8 protein-coding genes are annotated in these 4,797 nt (G+C 38.4%); 4 read left to right on the plus strand and 4 right to left on the minus strand.

What is annotated here, in order from left to right:
• The coding region (locus tag BLQ57_RS20495; protein ID WP_139162850.1) for an integrase core domain-containing protein at positions 1–185 on the plus strand (185 nt) is incomplete at its 5' end.
• Positions 186–283: 98 nt separating this feature from the next.
• On the opposite strand, the gene BLQ57_RS20500 is transcribed toward BLQ57_RS20495, so the two are convergent.
• Entirely contained in the window at positions 284–649 is a 366-nt protein-coding gene (locus BLQ57_RS20500) for a Pycsar system effector family protein (RefSeq protein WP_087941381.1), read from the minus strand.
• A gap of 4 nt (positions 650–653) precedes the next feature.
• Positions 654–827, minus strand: coding sequence for a hypothetical protein (locus BLQ57_RS21315; protein WP_087941382.1), 174 nt, complete (start codon positions 825–827; stop codon positions 654–656).
• Between the two features lie 162 nt (positions 828–989).
• On the opposite strand from BLQ57_RS21315, the gene BLQ57_RS20510 reads away from it, so the two are divergent.
• The 3 genes from BLQ57_RS20510 to BLQ57_RS20520 all read left to right on the plus strand — a co-directional run bounded on the left by BLQ57_RS20510 (position 990) and on the right by BLQ57_RS20520 (position 2,735).
• Positions 990–1,550, plus strand: a complete 561-nt coding sequence (locus BLQ57_RS20510) for a hypothetical protein (RefSeq protein WP_139162851.1) — start codon at positions 990–992, stop codon at positions 1,548–1,550.
• Between the two features lie 85 nt (positions 1,551–1,635).
• A complete protein-coding gene (locus BLQ57_RS20515) occupies positions 1,636–1,959 on the plus strand; it encodes a hypothetical protein (RefSeq protein ID WP_139162852.1) in 324 nt (107 codons plus the stop codon).
• Entirely contained in the window at positions 1,959–2,735 is a 777-nt protein-coding gene (locus tag BLQ57_RS20520) for an ImmA/IrrE family metallo-endopeptidase (protein WP_087941385.1), read from the plus strand. Before BLQ57_RS20515 ends, BLQ57_RS20520 begins: the two co-directional genes overlap by 1 nt.
• 197 nt (positions 2,736–2,932) lie before the next feature.
• Here the strand turns inward: BLQ57_RS20520 and BLQ57_RS20525 are convergent, their stop codons facing one another.
• Positions 2,933–3,181, minus strand: coding sequence for a helix-turn-helix domain-containing protein (locus BLQ57_RS20525; protein ID WP_087941386.1), 249 nt, complete (start codon positions 3,179–3,181; stop codon positions 2,933–2,935).
• A gap of 190 nt (positions 3,182–3,371) precedes the next feature.
• The gene (locus tag BLQ57_RS20530) at positions 3,372–3,623 is read right to left on the minus strand and encodes a hypothetical protein (RefSeq protein ID WP_139162853.1); all 252 of its coding nucleotides are present in this window, start codon (positions 3,621–3,623) and stop codon (positions 3,372–3,374) included.
• Positions 3,624–4,797 lie beyond the last annotated feature (1,174 nt).

Here is a 4,797-nt window from a genome sequence, read left to right on the forward strand (position 1 = left end):
TTATCGAACGGTTCTGGAGAACCATCAAGTACGAAAAGATTTATCTCAACCCACCACAGGACGGATTGGATCTCTATGCACAGCTGGCAGAATACATGGATTATTACAATCACCGTAGAAGGCACAGCAGTCTGGACAACAGAATTCCTGCAGAAGCATATTCCATGATTGAGCAGGTGGCGTGAAACGAGTTTACCACATTCCCACACTCTTCTGAAAATCTAAAAAGGGATTTTCAGGCGTGGAAATATGGAAAACTCAACCGGCCTCTGTATACTTGAAGTCAAATGAATTCTGTCCTAACAATTGGGGTATGCTCACTACAATTCAAAGATTTAGAATAAAATTGGTGTGCGGGCATACCCGAAATTGATCCAAAGAAGTATTGCGATTCACTATTTTTTCCTGTATAAGGCATGGATGCAAATACCAGAACTATCATCGTAATTAAACCAATCCCCACGGTGGTGAGATATAGAATCGGTAAAGCAGGAGTTAGATCAATAAGGTCTAAAATAGGTAGATATCCAGCCAGTAACCCCCCTACCATAAAAGTGCTTAGCCCTAAGAAAACTGAACTCTTGTTATTGATGGTATCATAGAAAGCATCAAATCTATCGATGCAATACTTTAATCGTTCTTTTTCCATTTTGTTACTTCTCCTTTCTCACTCCTTTAAATGGTGTACCACCCTTTTTTCCATCCAAAAATTTTCCGGATTTTTTATCTCTTTTAGTCCATATCTTAGTTTTGGGATTTTGGACTTGGGACCGATCTTTCACTGCCCCTTTTCTAGCGTTATCTCCATAAGGTTTGTTCTTTGCCATATTATTGCTATTTTCAATAGTTTCTAATTATTGACTAACCAAATACTGGGCTCTATAAACTAATGCTGATAGGAAGAAAAAATTTACAATGTGAATTGTATTTTTTTTTAAATCTTCAGCATCTATAAACGAAAGGTGGAATCAGCTACACACATCATATCTATGGAAGAGCTTCAGAAAGTGGCTCAAAAAGAGGACTGGAATCAGCTTTGGGTAATTCTTGTAGCTCATTGCATCAATAGGTTGATCAATAGGTATGGTATAAAAGGCAACAAGGATGAACTGCTGAAGATTTCAGAAGAAAAACTTAGTGAGGTACTTTCCCTAGTATTGGTAGAGGGTACCAGAAATTGGAACACTGATGGATACAAAACTTTCAAGGATTTCTTAGTAAGTGTGATTGATAGCTATCTTAATAACTCCTTCAATAAGTCCAAATCTAAGGAAGAACCGACCGAAGAAATTATTAATAGCTCTGAGGATGGAAGCCCAGAAGACATAATGATTTATGAAGAGTTAAGACAGGAAGCCTACGCATTTTTAGAAACCGAGGGATCATCCGATGAAGAGCTGATGATCTTTGAATGCATGGCCGATGGTGTTGTAAAACCTAAGGCAATTAGAGAGGATTTGGGAATCAGTGAATCCGATTTCCATAATGCTTGGAGACGTTTAAAACCACGATTAAATAAGCTTAGACAGAAACTATTGACTAATGAATAGGAAGGCGAACACATCTATTTTCAGGAACTTCGATAAACTCTCAGCGAATGTAATTATCGAAGATTTTGATACTGCAAAAGAATTTTTGGCTGAGCTTAAGATTGATACTGATGAGCTTAGTCTTCAAGGTGCTAATGAATTTAGAAAAGCGATATTTTTGGCCAAAGCAAAGGCCAATAAGAGACTTGACCAATCTCTTTTGAAGAAGTTGAAAGACAAAATTAAGGAATCAACGGAACGGAATGCGATCCTGACCGGTAAGATTTTGAAAGATATTTTTTCAGAGAGAAAAGTGTCATTTCAATTCAGAAATCTTGAAAAATGGTCGGATGATGATTTAAGAGAGATCTTAGGAGATATTGATCTTACTAAGCTCTTAGAAGATTTAGATAACATGGAAGATCAATAATGTCCTCTGGTCAAAAAGCGGCTAAGAAGTTTATGAGTGAACATGGATTATTTGATGTTTCAAATATTCCCATTGAACTTGTTGCTACTGGTTTGGGAGCAACTGTGATTGAAAAACCAATGTCTAGCGCTGATGGTAGAATTGTATTTGGCAATCGTAAAACGATAATTACCATCAATTCAGGGATAGAGTATGAAGGCAAACGCAGATTTACAATTGGACATGAAATTGGTCATCTAAGAATGCATAAGGATCACTTTTTAATTCACAATGACAATGATGCCACTCTTGAGTACTTTAAATCTGGCCATCAGGAAACTGAGGCAAATGAATTTGCTTCTGAATTGTTAATGCCAAAGGCTTTATTTAGAAAAATATCTGATGAATATGAATTTGGGCCGGAGCTCCTTCGGTATTTGGCAGATTATTTTAAGACTAGTATTACGTCGGTGGCTTATCGATATTTTGAATACGGAAATCATCCAATTTGTTTGATTTACAGTTATGGTAATACCGTGAAATATTGGAAACGACCAGACCCATATGATCATTTCATTAAAGACAGAAATGGTCTAACGACACCTGATGATTCAGTAGCATCCGAATTTTTCAAGCAGGGGAAAATCTATTCAAAAAAGGAAAGTAAACAGAAGGTTTGGAAGTCTACGTGGTTTGAGCTTAAACCCTGGGAAAATGATAAATATTTCAATTTTTACGAATATTGCATTGTTACACCAAAGTATAATACAGTTTTAAGTGTTGTTTGGGAAGAATAAATGATTAATAAGTGTGGTATTGCAGAAAGCGAATAGGTGTTTGTAAAAAGATAATCAAGTCAAACTAACCGATCATCAAACCACACTCTCCCCCACCTTACTTATCACATACCTCTGCCACGGACTATTCCAATTTTTTGATTTTGTAATATTTCAGGAATCCTACTTAGATTGGGTATTCCTATATTATTAATTAGTTAGATTTTTTTAAAATCAATTTCATAGTCGATATCAAAAATTTCCTTGGGATGTACTCCGTATGCTTTTGCTAATTCGACAATAGTTAAGAATCGTAAATCCACACCCTTCTCATACTTTTTGATATCAGCGTGATCTAAATTGCATCTTTGAGCTAATTTCCTATAGCTCAGATTGCTTTCGGTTTTTAATTCTTTTAATTTTTGACCAAGCTTGTTTATCAATTCTTCTTTTTTTTCCAATTCCATTGAAAATTTAGTTTATGAAATTGAAAATCATTGAAAAGTCTGAAAAAAATGTTGGTTAATTATCCAACATCAATCATTTTTTCATATATTTATAATCGGATTTCGAATGAGAAATCTCAATATTTGTGGAATATCTGATTCCATTAGTATTCGCACTTGAGTCTCGAAACTGAAAACGGCCAATTTTCAATTAAAGAAATGAGACAAAGGTGAGAATGCTCACGCCATTGGCGTGGGCTACTCGCTTGCTCATTTCTAGGGTGCTTGGCCGTACCTCAGTTTCTGCAAGAAAGAGGGCCCACTCCAATGGCTTTTTTTTGGGGACTATAATTATAAACCCAAGTATCATGGAACAGACCTTGATTTTTTCTGGAGTAATGCGCTTCCCGGGACGAATTTTCCGGAAAGAATCTCTGCCTGTACCATCTTGTACCTGGGTCACGGGTTTAGGCACCTCCGGGATCATAGCCTCTGACTGGCTCTATCCCCGTAAGCCGAAAAAACCGATCTGATTTAAAACTTAACACTTTTACTCGCTGACAGCTCCGTAAAGACGGACATACCACTCAGAGTCAGCGGGCGACGATTTCTCAAAAACCTATTGCTAGCATTGCTGCCCTTTCGGGCATGGTGGAAATTCTATTTCTATGCGCAGATAGATAAGATCTGTATCACAAGTACTTTGGTCATAGACCCTTCGCTTGCCCGCCGTGGCGGGGTCTCCCGTCGCCTGTGGTGAGCTCAGTCGAACCATCGGTCTTCCAACTTAAACCATTGCCATGGAAGCATCATTTCAATCTAACAAACCTGCCTGGGTAAATCTTACCCCCAAACAGCTCTTCAAAAACCTAATCAAGAACCCAACTTAAACCTATTTTTATTCTCCCTTATTGCTCCCCGAGGGTCTTGTATCACCCGTGGGGACTTCCACTCATGATCAGGGGGCGACGTAATCCGTCATCGGGATGGAAATAATGTGGAAATACTATTGAAATACAGTTGAAATATAGCCAGCAAGCTGGCTGAAATAGAAGGATCTGCTATGGTCTGTATTTCGGGCGACGAAGGAGCGCATATTTCGCTCCGAGATACGAGGAGCCTATTTTGGCAAAGCCGTATTTCGTCAGATGTTTCGACCCTATTTCAGGCCGATAGGCCTTTGTTTCTAAGTGTTTCAGACGCTAAAAGCGGCCCTATTTCATTCCATTTGACAAAAATGATAAGCCCATTCCGCTGCAGAGGATTTTCGCTTATCCATTCAATTATTTCTTAATCCATTGATTGCTTGACTTATACGGAGTCAGGCTGGGAGACTATTGTTCTTACTTATTGAAATACGGTGGAAGCACGGTAAAAATACTATGGAAATAAAGCCCGCCAGCGGGCTGAAATAGAAGATTCTACTATGGTTCGTATTTCTCGCGACGAAGGAGCGCATATTTCGCTCCGAGATACGAGGAGTCTATTTCGGCAAAGCCGTATTTCGTCCAACGTTTAGACCCTATTTCAGACCGATAGGCCTGTATTTCGCCCATGGCGTATTTCACCGAAGGTGTATTTCGCGAAGCGTATTTCCTCCTCTATCTCAATCAATCACAACCCTAAAACGCATGAAA

This window comes from Algoriphagus faecimaris (assembly GCF_900101705.1).
In the GTDB taxonomy this organism is placed as follows: domain Bacteria; phylum Bacteroidota; class Bacteroidia; order Cytophagales; family Cyclobacteriaceae; genus Algoriphagus; species Algoriphagus faecimaris.